Source organism: Pseudovibrio flavus (genome assembly GCF_009711345.1).
Lineage (GTDB): Bacteria > Pseudomonadota > Alphaproteobacteria > Rhizobiales > Stappiaceae > Pseudovibrio > Pseudovibrio flavus.
The window spans coordinates 45,173-61,942 of record NZ_SMMA01000066.1 but is presented as its reverse complement, the minus strand read 5'-3'; the positions used below and the strand labels follow the sequence as shown (position 1 = coordinate 61,942).

Below are 16,770 nucleotides of genomic sequence, written 5' to 3'. Positions count from 1 at the left end.
GAGGGAAACGGCAATGACATGGACGCTGACATTCGCCCCCTTTGTTTCACCGCTGGTTTTGGCTGTGCTTGGCCTACTTATTGCCGCCATCTGCATACTGCTCATAGCAAGCAAAATTAGAGGCTCGTTGCTACGCTCCCTCGCCCTGTTTGCAATCCTTCTAGCTTTGGCCAACCCCGCCCTATTGCGGGAGGAAAGAGAACCGCTCGATAGTGTTGTTGTTTTGGTTGAAGACCTTAGCCAAAGCCAACAGCTAAACGGGCGCAATGAAACAACAAAGCAGGCGAGCAAGGCTCTTCAGGAAACGCTGGATAAGTTGAGCGGCTTTGAGGTGCGCAAAGTTACCCTTTCATCCTCTCCCGCCATGGCACAGGACGGCACAAACCTCTTCAAGTCACTCCAAACCGCGCTAAGCGATGTCGCACCAGAAAGGGTTGCTGGCGCAATTATGATAACGGATGGGCAGGTTCACGATGTTCCGCCAGACGGTCAAGCCATTGGCTTTGACGCACCTATCCATTCCCTTTTGGCAGGAAAAGCTGGCGAATATGACCGCCGCTTGAAGGTAACAACGAGCCCGCGTTTTGCTTTGGTCGGATCACGGCAGGTCGTCTCGCTGGAATACGTGGATACGAAACCGGCACAGGGCCCACCTGAAAGCGCAGAGCTGACCATACGCCGCGATGGAAAAAAGGTTAGTAGCAGACGCATCTACGCCAACACCCCCTTCGAAATTGAAGTGGAGATCGCCCACGGTGGCAACAACATCTTCGAATTCATTATCGAGGCGGACGAGAGCGAAATTACCCATGTAAACAACCGAGCGACGGCCACAATAGACGGGGTACGCGAGAATTTGCGGGTGTTGCTCGTCTCTGGCTCCCCTCATGCAGGCGAGCGCACTTGGCGTAATTTGCTAAAGTCAGATGCCTCGGTGGACCTCGTCCACTTCACCATTTTGCGCCCGCCGGAAAAGCAGGACGGTACGCCCATCAACCAGCTCTCGCTTATCGCGTTTCCAACAAGAGAGCTGTTTTCGGAAAAGATCGAGGAATTTGATCTTATCATTTTTGATCGGTACGAGCGGCGCGGCGTGCTGCCCCTCATCTACTTTGACAATATCGCCCGTTACGTGGCAGACGGCGGCGCGGTTCTTGTTGCCTCAGGCCCCGATTATGCAAAAAGCACCAGCCTGTTCCAAACGCCGCTTGGGCGCATTTTGCCAGCTGAACCAACTGGTAACATTCTGGAAGCTCCCTACCATCCCTCGCTGTCCAAGGCAGGCCAGCGCCACCCTGTAACGCGCAACCTGCAAGGAGCAGACCAAACCCCTCCAGCTTGGAGCCGATGGTTCCGCCTCATTGACACCAAGCAACTTAGCGGACAGGCTATTTTAAACGGCCCACAAGGCGAACCACTACTGGTGCTTGATCGTGTCAAAGAAGGTCGGGTCGCGACCTTACTTTCAGATCACGTCTGGCTTTGGGCGCGCGGCTATGAAGGGGGCGGCCCCCATGGCCCACTGCTAAGACAACTCGCTCATTGGCTTATGCAGGAACCGGACCTTGAAGAAGAAGGGCTTCGGCTAGAAGTGCGCGGCTCTAATATTGACCTGGAGCGTCAAACGCTAGCCACTCAGGTCGATCCAGTTATCCTAACAGGACCAACCGGCCAGCAAGAGATAATTGAACTGGAAGAAACTGAGCCCGGACTTTGGAAAAAGACCCTCGAAACCAAAGAGATGGGTTTGTATTCGGCAACCGACGGGCTTTACACGGCGCTTGCAAATGTTGGCCCGGCCAACCCAAAAGAGTTTATTGAAGTTGTCTCCACCCCTGACAAACTTCAGGGGCTAGCGGAAGAAACGGGCGGAAAAATATCCCGCCTTCTTGATGCAGACGGCACGCTACAGCTTCCCGCCATCACGCCGATGCGCCAATCAAACCAGTATCACGGCAGCAACTGGATTGGCCTAAGGCAAACGGAGGCGACATTGCTTACCGGCATAAACCGCTATCCGCTGCTAATCGGGCTTGTTGGCCTGGGCGTGCTTCTCGGTTTGCTGTCGCTCACATGGTATCGCGAAGGCCGCTAGTTTTACGGCCCTTTCCTGCGCTTACTCGTAGCGGCCTTAGAACTCGTCGCGGCGGTCACCAAACTCATAGCGACGGGTTTTCTGGTTGAACTTGAAGGTCACAGTGCCTTTGCGAGCCTTAAACAGGGCAAACACCACCACAGGAATGGCGATTACAGCAGCGATAAGGAACACAAAAGAGATAAACCCGAGAACGACAGCCAGCAGCGCCCCCATAAAGATAAGCACCATAAAAGCTACAACGTAGCCCATAAAACGATCTAGTAAGCCGTTATTCATCGCAAATGTTCCTCAACCTTTACTTAGTTATTCGCCCAAAGAACCACAGGTACCTTCCAATACTTCAATGAGCTTGTTGGCCAGAACGTACGACGTGGGTACTGAACCTATACTTGGGTAGCCCTACGGTAATTTCCAAGCCCTTTTTCTTCAAGCTAATATTAAAGTTAAGTCGGAAAGTGGCACCTAAAGGGGAATTTTCTACTTTGCACAACCTTCTTGAGCGCAAGCCTTTCAAGAACATGTTGTCCAACGCGTGCAACTAAGCGTGTTCCCCATGGCCACCACGAACCATGCCTTGAGGCAGCTCTGCCCCGTTAAGGCACTGGGCGAGCAGCCGGTTAGGGTCAACCGGTCCCGGTAGGGAAATCCGGCCGTGAGGCACCTGAGTGTAACCTGCTGGCGCATAGTAAGGCGCATCGCCCACCAACAAAATGGTGCCAATGCCCTTTTTCTCGGCCATTTCCTTGGCTGTTTTCAAAAGCGCCTTACCCAGACCACGGTTCTTGTAGTTTGGTGAAACCGTAAGCGGACCCAGCAACATAGCCGGAGTTTCACCAATCATGATGGGCGTCAGCCGCACTGAACCGGCGATTACCCCGTCGATCAGACCAACGAAGCAAAGGTCATTTGCAGCATCAACGCCTTCACGAATACGGGAGGAAGTAAGGGCAAACCTCCCAGGACCGAAAGCCTCGTCCTGCATCAAATCAATTGCGTGCGCGTCTTCAGGCGCTTCAAGCCGGATCAACCACTGAGGTGTAAGCATATTCTTAGAAACCATTTAAGTCGGATAAGAGCGATTATCTGCCGACACGGTTCCTACAAAGTGATCGCAGGGGGTTAGTGGCCGGACAGACGACACAAAACGCCCCGGGAAACAACATCCCGGGTGATCTTTCGTCGTCGGAGGATCCGGTTGATGGACACCAATTCCATTCCCTACAAAACGCGCCACAGGTCGGCGCAAAATCACATTAGTTCGTAGCCGATAACACGCATAACGGGCTGCGTAAAGCACGAATAAAGCCAGCCCCTACATATTACCTAGAAGAAGACCTCTGGAATAACTTGTTGAGACCTCAAGTATTTCGCGCCAGTAAACTACCAGTAAGCGGCAGAAAATACACCCTCTTGCCACTCTTGCAGTCGCCGCTTGGTTGCAGGCGTTACACCATCGGGCAGCGCGTCCAGCGCAAAGAAACCAGTCTCGGCAATCTCGGTAGAAGGCCGCTTCCAAGCAGGGTCCGCTTCCCATGCACCAACGCTGTAAAAAGCGATGTGATCGCGGTTCGTCGTGCCTTTATTCAGGTACATGCCATGCAAAAACATGCTGCCGTTGGCTAGTATGCCCGCCTCTTCTTTCAGCTCGCGCCGCGCCGCCTCTTCCAGCGTTTCACCAGCATCAACACCGCCGCCCGGCAAGTACCAGCCTTTGAGGTAGGTATGGCGAACCAGCAGAACCTTCTGCGATTCGTCAAAAACAAGCACGCGCACACCAAGGGTCATAGGGCGCCGAAGCAAAGCGACCCGATGCACAATGGCCCGCACAAAGCGCCCTTGCCAACTTTCTTTCCCCTTAGGCACGTTTCTTGTTCCTTTATTTCGTTTAGCGGTCTACTCACACATAATAAAACATGCACTTTCCGCATAGCCGCTATGCAAAACACGCACTGGTAACATACGCAAATAGGCGTAGTGATGAGTAAACGTCATGCAGTTGCACAGTAAACAACCAGCAGCAGCACAGACATTATGCAGCCACATCCCAAGAAAAGGATGAAACGATGTTTGCAAAACTTCTTCGCCGCCACCGCAAAACCAACCGTTTTCACTGGGCTCCGGCAGTAGACCTGACCAACCGTCGCATCGCCTGTGCACTCAGCACATGCAACCACGGTTAAGCCAAGTCAATAAAGAATTTATTGATTAAAAACGGTTTTCCCGTTTAAGGACTTGACGCTGGCAAGCAGGCAGCAAAAATGCCTGCCATGTTCAAGCTCGCTCATATCTCTGACCCGCACTTGGGTCCTCTTCCGGCTGTGAAGCCTCACCAGCTGCTGTCAAAGCGCATTCTGGGCTACATCAACTGGCAGAAGAATCGCGCCCGCACCCTTACCAACACCTACTTGGAAGGGCTCGTCGGAGATATTCATGCCCACGCTCCCGATCATATCTGCGTCACAGGCGATCTGGTAAACATCGCCCTGCCAGATGAAATTGTGGCTGCGGGTAAGTGGCTTGAGCAACTTGGCACACCGGAAAACGTTTCCGTTATTCCGGGCAACCACGATGCCTATGTGCCCGGCTCAGTAAAAAAAGCGCAGGTGTCATGGTCCGCTTACATGAGCGGAGACCAAAACGACGACCTGCCTTCGCTAAACCAGCACCCGTTTCCCTATATTCGCTATCGCGGCAATGTCGCTATCATCGGCCTCTCCACTGCCCGTGCGACTGGACCGTTTATGGCAACAGGCCACATGAGCAACGCGCAACTGCGTGCGTTGGAAGACGCACTGAAGACATTGAAGGATCAGGGGTATTTTCGCATTGTCATGCTGCACCACCCACCAGTGGATGGCGCAACTAGCTGGTACAAGCGCTTTGCTGAGGCTGGCAAATTCAGAGCGGTTATTGCGCAGAACGGGGCTGAGCTTATTCTGCACGGCCACACGCACCTAGATACCAAGATGGGAATCGCAGGACCAAACGGAAAAGTGCCAGTCATCTGCGTTCCCTCAGCCTCCAACAGCCCCGGACATCACAAGCCGGCGGCTCGCTACAACCTCTTTTCCATCAGTGGAGAAGCAGGAAACTGGCAGTGTCAGCTTACCGAGCGCGGCTTTAAGGACGAACACTCCGGCGTCGTCACCATTGGCGAGCAAAGCCTAGCCATTCCCAACAGCTAATCATGGGCAGGCGAAAGCCCTGCCCTAAACAACAGCAGAGCGCTATCTACCATTGCAACATAGCGCTCTGTCGGCACGCCAAATAAGCCTCTGTGCAATACCAGACCATCCAGCATTGCCGCCAATGCACGACCTAGCTGCGATGGGTTATGCTGCTTCGACAGTGCCCCTTTTGTCTGCAAATGCGATAGGTGCTCGCCATAGCACTCACCCAGCGTTTCAAAGAACTTAGAAACCTGCTGGGAGAAAGCATCTGTCGTAAAGCTGGGCCCAAACACCTCGAAGAATACGGGAATAGAGCGTGCCTCTTCCTCTCCAAAAGAAAGTGCCGTTCGCAATCCTTCGATGAACTCGTCGAGGCTTTCTGCTGGTTGCTCCGGCATAAACCGCAGCTCAATTTCGCGAAAGTAACCTTCCGCCAACGCGGCCGTCATCTCTTCCTTGCTCGCAAAATAGAGATAGAGCGTGCCCTTCGCCAAACCAGCTTCGGTTGCCACATCGCTCATACGTGCGGCGTGATAGCCCTTGGCCTGAAACACGAGTAAAGCAGCCTGTAATATGGCTTCGCGCATAGCAGCTTTATCGACGATCTTTGGCACGAAATCGGCCCTTTCCTAGCTTTGGTGAAGCTAGACCTAGCAGGTCAACGCCAGTTTCTAAAGGCACTCCCACTTAAAAATGACTCGTTAGTCAGTAAAAAATATTATAAATGACCTAGCAGTCATTTTAAGGAGGGATTCGCCATGGCAACTACCATAACTACCGAAAGCAACCCGAGCGCTCACCAAAGTAGCGCATTCAAAACCGCATCCACCTTGCTCCTCATTCTTGTAGGCAGTTTCATAACGCTGGTCCCGGGCGGCCCAATCGAAACACGCAGTTTTGTTGATCTGGGGCCAATCGTTTTCTGGGGCTTCAATGCGTTTTTGATTGCCCTAGGCTTTGGCGCAATTGCATCTGCGCTCGTTATGAGGTCGGGGAACAGGGTAGCCGCGTGGGGCGCTATCATCGCCTCGTGGGGTTATATCTTCGTGGTTCTGCTAGACCTTGGGCACGTCTTCCCAACAACGCCTGACCCTATACCGCTTGCACTAGGGATAATCGAAATTCTCGACGCTATTCTTGCGGGTTACATCATCGTTCTCAGTCACCGCGCACTCGGGCATATCTGATTTCGGTAAATGCATTGAGGAGGGTCTTCGTTTGAGTAAGGCCCTTCCAAGGAGACCGCTTCGCATCTTGCAGACTGTAATGCTGGATTCCGGCTCAAGGCCGGAATGACACGCAGAGTATGCCGCCCAAGATGCTCTTAACGCCCCATGCCGTCATGCCGGACAAGCCGCAGGCGAAGATCCGGTATCCAGCCTACCCCCCCCTCAACTCACCAAGCTCAGTTGTAAGGATGAGCATTCCGGCGTCGTCATCATTGGCGAGCAAAACCTAACCATTCCCAACGGCTAATCATGGACAGGCGAAATACCTACCCTAAACAACTATAGAGTTTTTGCACCTAACGAACCGCTGTGACTGCCACCCAATGCGTCTGCCTCTGGTCGTACCCAGTACCTAGCCAGCTTTCCAGTTCCACTGCTGCCCAAGGAGCCGCCGCCGTCATATAACTCGCGAGACGCTCGTGACCAATGAAGTTGTAGTGCCGCCCATACCTGTCGTTGTCTTCACGGCAACCTGCTTTAAAACTGGCCCAAAATACCCCGCCCACTTTAAGTGAGGCGTAAACCTTGGAGAAAATGATAGGTAGTTCGCTTCTCGGCGCATGGGTGAGAGATGCATTCGCGTATACGCCGTCATAGGCTTGCACGGCGGATAACTCCATGAAACGCATTACCCTTACTGTCTGCCCAATACGGGTTGACGCAATTTTTGCAAGTTCAACGGACCCATCCGTGGCGTATAGCTTAAAGCCTTGGGATAGAATTTCTGCTGCCTCAACACCTGCGCCAGCACCTAGCTCTAAAATATCGCCTTCAGGTTTACACTTTCCCAGAAACGTCAAAAGCCTTGAACTCGGCTTACTGCGAAACATCGCATAACGCTCCGCATGCCGCTCATAGAATTCCAGTGTTTTGCTGCTCATACTACACCGTATCGCCAAAGCTGCTTCGCGAGAGCCAAAGTCAACGCAACTACGCATACTAAGCACCTCTAGACACCGGCTCAAGGCCGGAATGACGAAAGGAGAATACCGCCCAAGGCTCTCTTCACGCCCATGCCGTCATGCCGGACAAGCTAAAGGCGCAGATCCGGCATCCAGACATGTGCCGCGCAATATCGCAGAAGAAAGCGTTCAGGGAATGCCGAAAATATCACCGCTTACAAAAGCGGGTTAGCGAACCAAGCAAGGCCGATAAGCAGCAGCACGCCTACCAGTAGACCGAGACAGAACGTGAGAATACCGAACGGCGCAGAGCTGCGACGCTCCACCTTTTCTTTCTCTTTGTTCTTCTCAACAAGCGTGTCGATTGCTTTGGTGTGGCGATTGTCCTGCAAACGCAGGCGGCCAACCAACCAGTCGGCTTCCAGCGCTTTGTCCCGCTCCAGAATCCGCTCGGCAATGTACTCGGTAATATAGTCCGCCATATCGTCAACCGAGTTGCTTTCCAGCAAGGTTGCGCGGCCCAAACGGGTATCTTTCACAAAGCGGTAGGTCTGGCGGTCACGCGCCATCACCACATGGCTGGTGATATCAATCCAAAGGCGCGGTTGGGTGCCGGTAACGATCTGAAACGAGAACTGGTCGTCGTCCTCTGGCACTTCCTTGAAAACATCGATGAGCTCATCGCCAAGCATCTCTAGGCGGGCTCGCTCGCTTTCCTGCAAGCCCACGACCACATCTGCCCGCTCAACATCGGACATCCGCACTTTGCGGATCGCATCCCGCAGTGAGCGAACCCGAGAATGTGGAATTACGTTGTCGCGCGCTTCAGCCATAGTCCCCCCGGAGGTGCATCAGGTATGGCGTTTTCCGGCTGCTCCAGCCCTTCACATCAAGCGCAACCGTTGCGCATTGCGTGAATAGCGAGGAAAGTTAACGCGCCATACCCATAAATACATACAATTTTAAGTATTTTGATGCAACCGCCGCGAGCCCTATTACTTACGCAAACAACACATAAAATCAGGCAGATAAGATTTAGAGGAGCGGCATGTGTGGGCCAGCGCTCATTGGCAGAATGCCGGAATGGCGCGGGTCATCAGCAACCTCGATAGAGCGTTTGTAAGGCTTGTAGCCGCACTTCTGGTAAAACCCGAGCGCCTGCGGGCTGTCACCTGTGCAGGTGTGCAGCATCAAGCACTTGGTTCCTTCACGTGCAAAGGCAATCTCGATTGCCTGCTCCATCAACCAGCGGCCAGCACCGCCGCCAACAGCATCGGGAACCAAACCGAAGTACATCACCTCAACCTCACCGTTCTCAAGGAAGGTAAGCTGAAGGGTGCCAATGCGCTTGCCATCGCGGTTAGCGTAGAAAAGGCCGGTTTCCGGCGCGTTCAACTGGGCGTGCAGCGCATCACGGTCCTTAACAAGCTGGCCGAACCATAACCACGGGCTACCAACAGCGCGGAACATTTCCAGATACTCGTCCACGTCTGCGTTGCCGGAAACATCTTCCAGAACCAGATCATCCCGTTTGGATGCTGCCTCAAACGGTTTTTCATCCATGCGCAGGTGCGTAACAACAAACGCAACCTTGCCTGCTGGCAGCTCGGTATAGCCGTTGAGATCAAGCGAGATGGAGTTGGAGGCAGTTTCGGTCATCGGGTTCACTTCATAAAAAGGCAATTAAGGCTTACGTTTCTACTGAGCTAGCGACGCGCCTGCAACACCCCACCCTAGATAGAACTGATTGTTTTCAACCGAACCCTTGGGTGAACCTCGTTCTGGCTCATAACAAACGTCTGCGCGCGGAACCGTTCGACGATAGAGCGCACAAATGGCCGTGTCTGGGCAGAGCAAAGCAGCACCGGCACCTCGCCTGCTGCGCCTGCCTGTTCAAAGGCATCGCGCACCTTCTGTACAAACTCCTGAAGCTTGGACGGTGCCATGGCAAGCTGCTTGTCGTCACCATCACCGACGATGCTTTCCATGAAAGCACTCTCCCACTGGGGGCTAAGGCTGATGAGCGGCAAATACCCGCCAGCAGGTGAAAGGTGAGAAGCACAGATTTGCCGCGCCAAGCGGGTACGCACATGCTCTGCAATCATGTTCGGGTTGCGTGTGGTTCCAACAGCTTCTGCAACGCCTTCCAAAATCGTGCCAAGGTCACGAACCGAGATGCGCTCCTGAAGCAGAGCCTGCAATACGCGCTGAATGCCAGAGATGGAAATCTGCGTTGGCACAATATCTTCAACCAGCTTGGCCTGCTCGTCATTCAGCTCTTTCAGCAATGTTTTGACATTGGCATAGGAAAGCAGCTCGGCAATGTGGTTCTTGATGGTCTCGGTCAGGTGCGTGGAAAGCACCGTTGCAGGGTCCACCACCGTATAGCCCAGCAGCGTTGCCTCTTCCCTGTGCTTGCCCTCAATCCACGTTGCAGGAAGGCCGAAGGTCGGCTCCGTCGTGTGCGTACCCGGCAAGCGAACCTGCCCGCCGCGTGGATCCATAACCATGAAGTGTTCAGGATAGAGCGAGCCCATTCCCGCCTCTACTTCTTTCACCTTGATGGAGTAGTCGTTCGGCTGAAGCTGGATGTTATCGAGAATACGAACAGAAGGCATGATAACGCCCATATCCGCAGCGACCTGACGGCGTAGCGCTTTGATCTGCTCGGTTACCTGATCGGTCTCGTCCTTGTTGCGTCCGTTGATGATCGGTAGCAGCGCATAGCCCAGCTCTATCTTCAGCTCGTCCATCTTCAGGCTTTCGGCAATCGGCGGCTCTTTCGGAGGTTCTGGAGCTTCGGCAACCGCCTTTTCAGCAATCACCCGCGCCTCTTCCTCCACCTTGGTCTGCGATGCCCGCCGCGCCATGTAGCCAGCAAGGCCCGCAAGCGCCAGAAACGGCAGCATCGGCATACCCGGCAAGAACGAAAGCACCACCATCACAAAGGCAGACATGCCCAGCGCCTTCGGATAGCCGGAGAACTGCTTCACCAGCTCCTTATCAGCAGCCCCCTGCAAACCGGACTTGGAAACGAGAATACCCGCAGCCGTGGAAACGATCAGCGCCGGAATTTGCGACACCAAACCATCGCCAATGGTCAGCAGCGTGTAGACCTCAAGCGCCTCACCAAAAGAAAGGTTCTTCTGCATCACGCCGATGACGATACCGCCAATAACGTTGATGAACGTGATCATCAAACCGGCAATAGCATCACCGCGCACGAACTTAGATGCACCGTCCATCGCGCCGAAGAACGTGGATTCCTGCTCCAACTCCTTACGGCGTGTACGGGCTTCATCCTCGTCAATCAGACCAGCGGATAGGTCCGCATCAATCGCCATCTGCTTGCCCGGCATCGCATCAAGGGTAAAGCGGGCAGCAACCTCCGCAATACGGCCAGAACCCTTTGTAATAACGATGAAGTTCACGATAACAAGGATGGCAAAGACGATAATGCCGATAACAAAGTTACCGCTCATCACAAAGCTGCCGAAGGCGGCAATCACGTTTCCGGCTGCGTCCGGCCCCTCATGGCCATTGGCAAGGATCAAGCGGGTCGAAGCAAGATTGAGCGCCAGCCGCAGCATGGTCGCGATCAAGAGAACCGTTGGAAACGAGGAAAACTCCAACGGCTTTTGAATGAACAGGCCGGTCATCAGCACCATCACCGAAAAGATGATGGAGACCGCAAGGAACAGGTCCAGCATGACGGCAGGCATCGGCATGATAAGCATGACGAGAATAACCATCACGCCCAGCGCTAGGCCAATATCGCCCTGCTTTATTGTCTGCCACAGCCCTTGTGCGGAGATGTTAGAGATCGAGCCAAACAAGCCTCCACCGGCGGATGGACGGCCTGTGCCTCCCCCTCCTGACGGGTCTTGTGGTCCTGTTGGCTCAATCTGCGCCATGCCTTGCCTCTATGCTCCCTTATGCCGAGGCAGGAGAACGCGCATCCCCCGGCGCGGCAATCGGCACGCCCTCATCGGAATACTGGTTCAACTTGTTGCGCAGTGTACGGATGGAAATACCGAGGATCTTGGCAGCATGGGTGCGGTTGCCAAGGCAGTGGTCCAGCGTTTCAAGAATAAGATCACGCTCCACATCCGCTACTGTGCGGCCAACCATGGTGCGGTTCACCGCTTCCGCCGCAGAGGCTGCCCGTGCCACAGTCTGGTTTGCTGCCGCATTCCCGGTAATAGGCGAACCGTCAGGCATGCGGATCGCTTCCTCGGTGATCTCACCACCACCTGAAAGCAGAACTGCGCGGTGCATGGTGTTTTCCAACTCACGCACGTTGCCCTTCCAGCTATTAACGGTCAGTAGCTTGCGGGCGCCTTCACTCATCCCCATCGGCTTAAAGCCGTTCGCCTTGGCATAAAGCTCGACAAAATGAGCCGAGAGAGCCAGCACATCAGCAGGACGTTCCCGCAGCGGAGGCAGCTTCAGGTTCACCACGTTAAGGCGGTAGAGCAAATCCTCGCGGAATGTCCCTTCCGCCACAGCATCAGCCAGATTGCGGTTGGACGTTGCAATGATGCGGATGTTGACCGGAACAGGCTTGGAACCACCCACACGGTCGATCACCCGCTCCTGAATGGCGCGAAGCAACTTGGCTTGCAAACGCACATCCATTTCAGAGATCTCGTCCAGCATCAAGGTGCCGCCATCGGCCTCTTCAAACTTGCCGATACGCCGTGCAACTGCACCCGTAAACGCGCCCTTCTCGTGCCCGAAGAGTTCGGATTCCAGAAGGTGTTCAGGGATAGCTGCACAGTTGATGGAGATAAACGGTTGCGAAGCGCGGGAAGACTTGCGGTGTACGTGACGAGAGATAACTTCCTTACCCGTACCGGACTCGCCAGTAATCAACACAGAAGCATCAGATGGCGCGATTTGTTCGGCAAGGCGCACAACCGCTGCCATTGCCTGATCGCGGTAAATCAGGTCGTCCCTATCCTGCGTGACCGCTTCCAAAATAGCAGCAATCAGCTCAGGGTCCGGCGGCAGAGGAATATACTCTTTCGCCCCAGCGCGAATGGCATTCACAGCAGCGCGTGCATCGGCTTCCAAACCACAGGCAACCAGCGGAACGTGAATACGCTCATCTTCAAGGTGTGTAACCAGTGCGCCAATATCTTCGCGCACATCCACCATCACAAGGTCCGCGCCCTTTCCGGAACGCAGCACAGCCAGCGCCTCGGTAATACTTTGGGCATGCACAACAGCAGCACCGCGATCCATCGCGATCTTGCTAGCTGTTGAAAGCTGTCCGCCAAGCTGCCCGACAATCAAGAGGCGCATTTATTTAGTCTCCCGCTTTTCGCTCCGTGCACTGGGCGAAAACAAAGTATTAGCGTTCCGATTTGATGATTTCAGTCATGGTGACGCCGAGCTTATTCTCCACCAGAACCACCTCACCGCGCGCTACCAGCCTGTTATTGACATAGATATCAATGGCCTCACCAATCTTGCGGTCTAGCTCCATGACACTGCCTGTCTTCAAGTCCAGCAAATCGCTCACCTGCATCTTGCTGTGCCCAAGAATGGCGGAAATCTGCACCGGAACATCAAAAATCGCTTCAAGGTCGCCCGCTGTTTTGCCGCTGGCATTCGCGTTTTCATCCAGCGGGCTCTTGCGCGGCGCTCCGGCGTGCTCGTCAAAGACCAAGGAGTTGTCTGCATCATTACCGGTGCTCATGGCCTATTCTCCTTATTAAGCGCAGAACCCTCACCTGCGCCCTTCGCACTTGTGCGGGCAGCGAAGTGGGACTCAATGACTTTTTCAATCTGGCGGACCGTGTCTTTCTGATTGCGGATAATGCCCCCTTCCGGCCATTCAATCCGGCAGTCTCCGCGTTCCAGATCTTCAACCCCAACGAGGTGGATACGCCCTTCAAACGCATGCTGCTGGATCATCGGGGCAAGCAGCTCATCAAGCGCTTCCTTATCCTGCTCCGGAACCTCAATGCGTACCTGCACGGCTTTGCGCAGCGGGGTAAGACATTCTGAAAGCAGCGCGACAACTTCCGCCAAAGGCTCGCGTTTAATGAGATGGGCGCACAAACGGCGGGCAATCAAAAAACACAGCGCCACTTGGCGGTGTTCCTGCTCCACCTGTGTCTGGTCCATTGTAGAAATGATGTGTTGAAGCGAAGCACCAATCACTTGTGCTTGGGCCTGCAACTGTTGCTGTGTCTGGTCCTGCGCCTGTGCAATACCCTGCTGGCGACCTTCTTCCATGGCCTGAGCTCTGGCAACAGCAAGCAACGCCTCATGCTCGGCAACTGTTATGGTCGGCTCAGCTACTTCGACAACAGCAGGCGCAGTCTCTTCCTGCTCCGCCTCTGGCGCACTACCAAATCCATCAAACAAAAACCGCTGGGAAACTGCGCCCCTTTGCAGAACCGTTACCATGTTGCCCCCAACAGGTCACAGGTCGCATTATGGAGACTAATAGACAAGCTCTTCATCTCCCTTGCGTTTATTGATGGAAATCTCACCCGTTGCAGCAAGGTCCTTGGCAAGGTTGACCATGGCAGACTGCGCCGCATCAACATCATGCAGACGAACCGCGCCCAGCGTTTCCATATCTTCAGCCAAAAGCTTGGCAGCACGGGCGGACATATTGTTGGTAAAGAATGCCATCACCGGATCGCTCGCCCCCTTAAGGGCCAAGGCCAAACGGTCCTTATCGAAGCTACGCAACAAAGTCTGACAGCTTGCCGGGTCCAGCTTCAAAAGGTCCTCGAAGGTGAACATGAGATTGCGGATTTTCTCAGCGCTGTCGCGGCTGTCTTCTTCAAGCGCGGCAAGGAAGCGGGTTTCGGTCTGACGGTCAAAGTTATTGAAGATATCCGCCATCATCTCGTGGCTGTCGCGCCTGCGAGTGTGTGCAAGGTTGGACATAAATTCTACGCGAAGGGTCTGTTCCACCTTCTCCAGAATTTCCTTCTGAATAGACTCCATCTTCAGCATGCGGTTGATGACTTCTAAAGAGAGTTCTTCAGGGAGGAGCGCCAGCACTTTGGCGGCGTGATCCGATTGGATTTTGGAAAGAACAACAGCAATCGTCTGCGGGTACTCGTTCTTGAGGTAGTTCGCCAAAACGTTCTCCTGAACGTTGGAGAGCTTCTCCCACATATTACGGCCCGCTGGACCGCGAATTTCTTCCATGATGATGGAAACACGATCACCGGGCAAAAATGAATTCAGCAACCGCTCGGTCACATCGACGTTGCCAGTCAAAGCACCCTTAGTAGACAGGCGCTTCAGGAAGTCGATAAACAGCTCCTCAAGCATGCGCGGAGTGACAGGCCCAAGCGAAGCCATAGCCGCAGACACCTGCCGCACTTCGATCTCGTCCAGCCCTTCCCAGATCGGCTGGCCATATTCCTGACCAAGCGCGAGCAAAAGAACAGCAGCACGCTCTGCGCCATCCAGCTCCCGATGCTCAACCTCGGCAGAAACTTCCAGTTCTTTTGGTTCTTCGCTTGTTGCTAGTGCTGTTCCTGCCATTTACGCCGCCTCGTTCAACCAGCTGCGCACAATGTTCACGGCCTCTTTCGGCATCTCGTCAATCATGCCGCCAATCTCTTTAATGGAGTTGGCGTGAATGGCGGCCTCGTTCTTGGCATCCTCAATCCAATCAAACGCGGGAACCACAGGCGTACCATCCTCATTGAAAGTGAGAAGACCAGCAAGGCCACCAGTCGCAGCAGCGCCTTCGGCTCCAGAAACTGCACCAGCTTCTCCGGAAGCAGGAGCGCTAAGCAGCTTCTCTTCCTCTTTGTCTTTTGCAAGAACCTGCCTCATCAGCGGGCGCACAGCAAAGAGCAGCATCAGCAGCGAGACCACAAGCAAAACGCCGAGCTCGGCAAAACGCATGATATCGTACTTGGTAAAGGCAAGAAGATCGTTGGAAGAGGAGACCGCGCCCTCTTGCGGCACATCAACAAAGCGCATGTTGACCACTTCCAGCGTATCACCACGGCGATCATCAAAGCCAACAGCAGTGCGCACCAGCGCTGCGATACGGTCCAGCTCCTGCGGAGAGCGCTCTTGGTAAACCGGCGCGCCTTCCCCATCCGGCACATAGGACCCATCCACCAGTACGGCTATAGAAAGACGCTTAACGCCGCCCGCCTCTTCAATCATCGTAACGGTGCTCTTGGAAATCTCGTAGTTCACGAGTTCCTCGGCAATACTCGCGTTATCGCGATCACCGGTAAAGCCGCCGTCAGCTCCACCAGCATTTGGAAGCTGGTTGGCAACGGTAACCCCGTTATCAGCAGCCTGAGAAGACGAGCTCTCCTCTTTAGACTGGCGCGAGCGGATCACCTGCCCGTCCGGATCAAACAGTTCCTGTGTTTCGGTTTTGCGGTTGTAGTTGATTTCAGCCGCAACACGCACGCGGGCGCGGCCTGCACCGACGACATTGTGCAGAATGTCTTCCACCTGCTGACGCAAGCGGGTTTCCATTGCTAGGCGGCGCTCTTCCATAGAGGAGGAGCCCCAGCCCTGCGCTTCTTCACCAACCCCGCTGGCAAGCAAGGCGCCGCGCTCATCAACCACAGAAACGAAGTTCGGCTCCAAGCCCTCAACGGCGGAAGCAACCAGATGCTGAATTGCACGAATGTGCCCACCATCCAGCGAGCCACGCACTTTAAGGACGATGGAAGCGGTCGGCGGCTCCTGATCGCGCTGGAACAGCTGACGCTGAGGCAAAACAAGATGCACACGCGCAGAAGCTACACGATCAATTGCACGAATGGTGCGGGCGAGTTCACCCTCTAAAGCTCTTAAGTGGTTGATGTTTTGCACAAACGTAGTAGCGCCAAGCGTGTCAGTACGGTCAAAAATCTCGTAGCCAACGCCGCCACCAGTTGGCAGGCCCGCCTGCGCCATCTTCATACGAAGGCCGTGAACATCCTTCTGCGAAACATAGATAGAAGAACCGTCACCGCGAATTTCAAAGGTAGAACCGGTGCTTTCCAGCTCGGCAACAACGCTTGCGCTATCTTCCAGAGAAAGGTCGGTAAATAACGGAACCATCTGCGGCGCCGTTGCACGAAAAATAACAAAGCCGAAGATACCCAGCAGAATAACGGAGATACCCGCCATTGCTGCAAGGCGCGTTGGCCCTATTGCTTTCACGAAGTCATTGATCGCGTTCACTTGCGCCGCCTGCCGTTCCGCTAGAAGTCCCCCTCGCGTTAACAACCGCAACCGACACAAATACGTATTGTTAACTAGGTAAAAACTGCCTAGTAATGGTTAACAGAGTGTTAACGCTTAACAAAGTGTTAAGGAAGGCAGGAGCCGAATTCGCAGATTTCTGCCATTTCGATTCAGCTGGGACTCGCAAC

General features: G+C 54.3%; 16 protein-coding genes. 3 read left to right on the top strand and 13 right to left on the bottom strand.

Going from position 1 to position 16,770, the window contains the following annotated elements; all coding sequences use genetic code 11:
* The first annotated feature begins 13 nt into the window (after window positions 1–13).
* Window positions 14–2,095, top strand: coding sequence for a hypothetical protein (locus tag E1162_RS17255; RefSeq protein WP_155133948.1), 2,082 nt, complete (start codon window positions 14–16; stop codon window positions 2,093–2,095).
* 36 nt (window positions 2,096–2,131) lie between these two features.
* Here E1162_RS17255 and E1162_RS17250 read toward each other — a convergent pair whose 3' ends face one another.
* The 3 genes from E1162_RS17250 to E1162_RS17240 form a co-directional block, all read right to left on the bottom strand.
* On the bottom strand, window positions 2,132–2,374 hold the full coding sequence (locus E1162_RS17250) for a hypothetical protein (protein ID WP_155133945.1): 243 nt from the start codon (window positions 2,372–2,374) through the stop codon (window positions 2,132–2,134).
* A 262-nt stretch (window positions 2,375–2,636) separates the two neighbouring features.
* A complete protein-coding gene (locus E1162_RS17245) occupies window positions 2,637–3,158 on the bottom strand; it encodes a GNAT family N-acetyltransferase (protein ID WP_257099090.1) in 522 nt (173 codons plus the stop codon).
* Between the two features lie 320 nt (window positions 3,159–3,478).
* Complete coding sequence (locus E1162_RS17240) at window positions 3,479–3,961, bottom strand: NUDIX domain-containing protein (RefSeq protein WP_371312002.1); 483 nt, start codon at window positions 3,959–3,961, stop codon at window positions 3,479–3,481.
* Between the two features lie 395 nt (window positions 3,962–4,356).
* Here E1162_RS17240 and E1162_RS17235 point away from each other — a divergent pair, with 395 nt between their 5' ends.
* Window positions 4,357–5,283: a metallophosphoesterase family protein gene (locus E1162_RS17235; RefSeq protein ID WP_257099089.1), complete on the top strand. Its 927-nt coding sequence runs from the start codon at window positions 4,357–4,359 to the stop codon at window positions 5,281–5,283.
* Here the strand turns inward: E1162_RS17235 and E1162_RS19620 are convergent.
* Window positions 5,280–5,882, bottom strand: a complete 603-nt coding sequence (locus E1162_RS19620) for a TetR/AcrR family transcriptional regulator (protein WP_371312001.1) — start codon at window positions 5,880–5,882, stop codon at window positions 5,280–5,282. The two genes, E1162_RS17235 and E1162_RS19620, sit on opposite strands and share 4 nt — an antisense overlap.
* 144 nt (window positions 5,883–6,026) lie before the next feature.
* On the opposite strand from E1162_RS19620, the gene E1162_RS17225 reads away from it, so the two are divergent.
* On the top strand, window positions 6,027–6,455 hold the full coding sequence (locus E1162_RS17225; protein WP_257099088.1) for a DUF8051 family protein: 429 nt from the start codon (window positions 6,027–6,029) through the stop codon (window positions 6,453–6,455).
* A 338-nt stretch (window positions 6,456–6,793) separates the two neighbouring features.
* Here the strand turns inward: E1162_RS17225 and E1162_RS17220 are convergent, their stop codons facing one another.
* The 9 genes from E1162_RS17220 to fliF form a co-directional block, all read right to left on the bottom strand.
* Window positions 6,794–7,378 carry a class I SAM-dependent methyltransferase gene (locus E1162_RS17220; RefSeq protein WP_155133939.1) on the bottom strand — a complete coding sequence of 195 codons (585 nt, stop codon included), beginning with the start codon at window positions 7,376–7,378 and terminating at the stop codon, window positions 6,794–6,796.
* Between the two features lie 236 nt (window positions 7,379–7,614).
* Window positions 7,615–8,232 carry a hypothetical protein gene (locus tag E1162_RS17210; RefSeq protein WP_155133933.1) on the bottom strand — a complete coding sequence of 206 codons (618 nt, stop codon included), beginning with the start codon at window positions 8,230–8,232 and terminating at the stop codon, window positions 7,615–7,617.
* A gap of 202 nt (window positions 8,233–8,434) precedes the next feature.
* Window positions 8,435–9,058: a GNAT family N-acetyltransferase gene (locus E1162_RS17205; RefSeq protein ID WP_155133930.1), complete on the bottom strand. Its 624-nt coding sequence runs from the start codon at window positions 9,056–9,058 to the stop codon at window positions 8,435–8,437.
* A 74-nt stretch (window positions 9,059–9,132) separates the two neighbouring features.
* A complete protein-coding gene (gene flhA, locus E1162_RS17200; protein WP_155133927.1) occupies window positions 9,133–11,313 on the bottom strand; it encodes a flagellar biosynthesis protein FlhA in 2,181 nt (726 codons plus the stop codon).
* 19 nt (window positions 11,314–11,332) lie between these two features.
* Window positions 11,333–12,706, bottom strand: a complete 1,374-nt coding sequence (gene flbD / locus E1162_RS17195) for a sigma-54-dependent transcriptional regulator FlbD (protein ID WP_155133924.1) — start codon at window positions 12,704–12,706, stop codon at window positions 11,333–11,335.
* A gap of 49 nt (window positions 12,707–12,755) precedes the next feature.
* Complete coding sequence (gene fliN / locus E1162_RS17190) at window positions 12,756–13,103, bottom strand: flagellar motor switch protein FliN (RefSeq protein WP_155133921.1); 348 nt, start codon at window positions 13,101–13,103, stop codon at window positions 12,756–12,758.
* Window positions 13,100–13,819 (bottom strand): FliH/SctL family protein, encoded by a 720-nt coding sequence (locus tag E1162_RS17185; RefSeq protein ID WP_155133918.1) that lies wholly within the window; start codon window positions 13,817–13,819, stop codon window positions 13,100–13,102. The genes fliN and E1162_RS17185 overlap by 4 nt, the downstream gene beginning before the upstream one ends.
* A gap of 36 nt (window positions 13,820–13,855) precedes the next feature.
* Window positions 13,856–14,920 carry a flagellar motor switch protein FliG gene (fliG, locus tag E1162_RS17180; RefSeq protein WP_155133915.1) on the bottom strand — a complete coding sequence of 355 codons (1,065 nt, stop codon included), beginning with the start codon at window positions 14,918–14,920 and terminating at the stop codon, window positions 13,856–13,858.
* A complete protein-coding gene (gene fliF, locus E1162_RS17175) occupies window positions 14,921–16,579 on the bottom strand; it encodes a flagellar basal-body MS-ring/collar protein FliF (RefSeq protein ID WP_371312000.1) in 1,659 nt (552 codons plus the stop codon).
* Window positions 16,580–16,770 lie beyond the last annotated feature (191 nt).

What these genes read in the sequence shown, in the direction of transcription:
- fliN (WP_155133921.1), bottom strand. Translation starts at nt 13,103, where the DNA reads ATGAGCACCGGTAATGATGCAGACAACTCCTTGGTCTTTGACGAGCAC.
- E1162_RS17250 (WP_155133945.1), bottom strand. Translation starts at nt 2,374, where the DNA reads ATGAATAACGGCTTACTAGATCGTTTTATGGGCTACGTTGTAGCTTTT.
- flhA (WP_155133927.1), bottom strand. Translation starts at nt 11,313, where the DNA reads ATGGCGCAGATTGAGCCAACAGGACCACAAGACCCGTCAGGAGGGGGA.
- E1162_RS17255 (WP_155133948.1), top strand. Translation starts at nt 14, where the DNA reads ATGACATGGACGCTGACATTCGCCCCCTTTGTTTCACCGCTGGTTTTG.
- E1162_RS17225 (WP_257099088.1), top strand. Translation starts at nt 6,027, where the DNA reads ATGGCAACTACCATAACTACCGAAAGCAACCCGAGCGCTCACCAAAGT.
- E1162_RS17205 (WP_155133930.1), bottom strand. Translation starts at nt 9,058, where the DNA reads ATGACCGAAACTGCCTCCAACTCCATCTCGCTTGATCTCAACGGCTAT.
- flbD (WP_155133924.1), bottom strand. Translation starts at nt 12,706, where the DNA reads ATGCGCCTCTTGATTGTCGGGCAGCTTGGCGGACAGCTTTCAACAGCT.
- fliG (WP_155133915.1), bottom strand. Translation starts at nt 14,920, where the DNA reads ATGGCAGGAACAGCACTAGCAACAAGCGAAGAACCAAAAGAACTGGAA.
- E1162_RS17220 (WP_155133939.1), bottom strand. Translation starts at nt 7,378, where the DNA reads ATGAGCAGCAAAACACTGGAATTCTATGAGCGGCATGCGGAGCGTTAT.
- E1162_RS17235 (WP_257099089.1), top strand. Translation starts at nt 4,357, where the DNA reads ATGCCTGCCATGTTCAAGCTCGCTCATATCTCTGACCCGCACTTGGGT.
- E1162_RS17245 (WP_257099090.1), bottom strand. Translation starts at nt 3,158, where the DNA reads ATGGTTTCTAAGAATATGCTTACACCTCAGTGGTTGATCCGGCTTGAA.
- E1162_RS17210 (WP_155133933.1), bottom strand. Translation starts at nt 8,232, where the DNA reads ATGGCTGAAGCGCGCGACAACGTAATTCCACATTCTCGGGTTCGCTCA.
- E1162_RS17185 (WP_155133918.1), bottom strand. Translation starts at nt 13,819, where the DNA reads ATGGTAACGGTTCTGCAAAGGGGCGCAGTTTCCCAGCGGTTTTTGTTT.